Source organism: Mesorhizobium sp. M7A.F.Ca.US.014.04.1.1, from assembly GCF_003998745.1.
Taxonomy (GTDB): Bacteria; Pseudomonadota; Alphaproteobacteria; order Rhizobiales; family Rhizobiaceae; genus Mesorhizobium; species Mesorhizobium ciceri.
On sequence record NZ_RZRW01000907.1, the window covers coordinates 1 to 1602 of the forward strand.

At 65.4% G+C, this 1602-nt stretch carries 3 protein-coding genes; 1 reads left to right on the forward strand and 2 read right to left on the reverse strand.

Annotated elements, in window-relative coordinates; translation table 11 throughout:
* On the reverse strand, positions 1–285 hold a 285-nt coding region (locus EOA22_RS32960), incomplete at its 3' end, for an FAD-binding protein (RefSeq protein WP_164756152.1).
* A gap of 161 nt (positions 286–446) precedes the next feature.
* On the opposite strand from EOA22_RS32960, the gene gloA reads away from it, so the two are divergent.
* The gene (gloA, locus tag EOA22_RS32965) at positions 447–857 is read left to right on the forward strand and encodes a lactoylglutathione lyase (protein WP_019856614.1); all 411 of its coding nucleotides are present in this window, start codon (positions 447–449) and stop codon (positions 855–857) included.
* Positions 858–940: 83 nt separating this feature from the next.
* Here the strand turns inward: gloA and EOA22_RS32970 are convergent.
* Positions 941–1602, reverse strand: a 662-nt coding sequence (locus EOA22_RS32970; RefSeq protein WP_164756153.1) for an ABC transporter permease, incomplete at its 5' end; no start/stop codon positions are given.

A 1602-nucleotide genomic window follows, 5' to 3' on the forward strand; every position in this document is an offset into this window, starting at 1 on the left:
GATGACGATCTCGCCGCCATCCGCCGCCACCGCCGCACCGACGAGGCCGGTCAGGCCGCCTTGCGGCACGACGGGGATGCGTTCGGCATGGCAGTGCCGCATCAGCGCCGACATCTCCTCGACCGAGGCCGGACGCGCCACCGCCAGCGGGCGGCCGAAATGGTCGCCCGACCAGTCGCGGCTGTAGCGCGCCAGATCCTCATCCGCGGTCAGCAGCCCACCATTCGGCAGCACGCCGGCCAGGGCAGCGATCAGCGATGCGGAGGTGGGCGGCACGGCATTCATGAATGGACTCTGGACCCCTGGGAAAAACGACTGGACAACCACCGTTCTTGTCGTGTTATCATACAACCCTGATTTAGAACATCAAGTGAGGCCACGTCCCGACCCGCCGTTTGATGTGGATGGTCAGACCCGCAAATCACCCAATTCGGAGGACTTACCCAATGAGCGACGCCCCGGGCTTTCGCTATATGCACACCATGATCAGGGTGCTCGACCTCGACAAGTCGATCGCCTTCTACACCGAGGTTCTCGGCATGACATTGCTGCGCCGCGACGACTATCCCGGCGGCAAGTTCACCAACGCCTTTGTCGGCTATGGGCCGGAGGACAAGGAGGCCGTCGTCGAGCTGACGCTGAACTGGGGCAGGGAAGAGCCCTACGAGATCGGCACCGGCTTCGGCCACCTGGCGCTCGGCGTCAACGACATCTACGCCGTCTGCGCCGAACTCGAAAAGCGCGGCGCCAAGATCCCGCGCAAGCCCGGACCGATGCAGCATGGCACCACCCATATTGCTTTCGTCGAAGACCCGGACGGCTACAAGATCGAGCTGATCGGCCTCGACACGATGTGATCTGACCAAGCGGGGTCGCATCGGGCTTGTGATGCGACCCCGTCCTGTCCGCGCTGGCTTGGGAGGCGGTGCGGATCGAGCTGTCACTTGATGACCGCGATCTTGCTGCGGTCGATGGTGATGGAGACGGCGGCGATGAGTATCGCGCCGAACACCATGTTTTCCAGGAAAATATTGACGCCGACGAAGGTCATGCCGATGCGCACGATCGAGATGATCAGCGCGCCGACCGCGGTCCGCGCCACGCCGCCCAGTCCGCCGGTGATGGCGGTGCCGCCGACAATGACGGCGGCGATGGCCGGCAAGAGCAATTGATTGGCAAGCACCGGCGAGCCGCTCGACAGTCTTGCCGCCAGCACCACGCCGGCGACAGCCGCCAGCATGCCTGAAGCGGCGAAGGCGATGATCTTGGTGCGGTCGACATTGATGCCCGCCGCCCAGGCGGCCGGTTCGCCGGCGCCGACGGCAATCGCCTGGCGGCCAAAGCGCGTGTAGCGTAGCGCCAGAAAGGCGGCGATGCCGATGACCGCCGAGATCAGCACCACCACCGGCACCCCGGCGACCGTGGCGTTGATCCAGGCGGTGTTTTCGCGGCCCGCTTCCTCGATGGTGATGGCGCGACCGTTGGAGACCCAGAGCGCCAGGCCGGTGACGACGCCGCCGGTGGCGAGCGTCGCCACGAAGGACGGCACGCGCAGCTTGACATGGACGATGCCGCTCAATGTGCCGAAGGCAAGCCCGGACA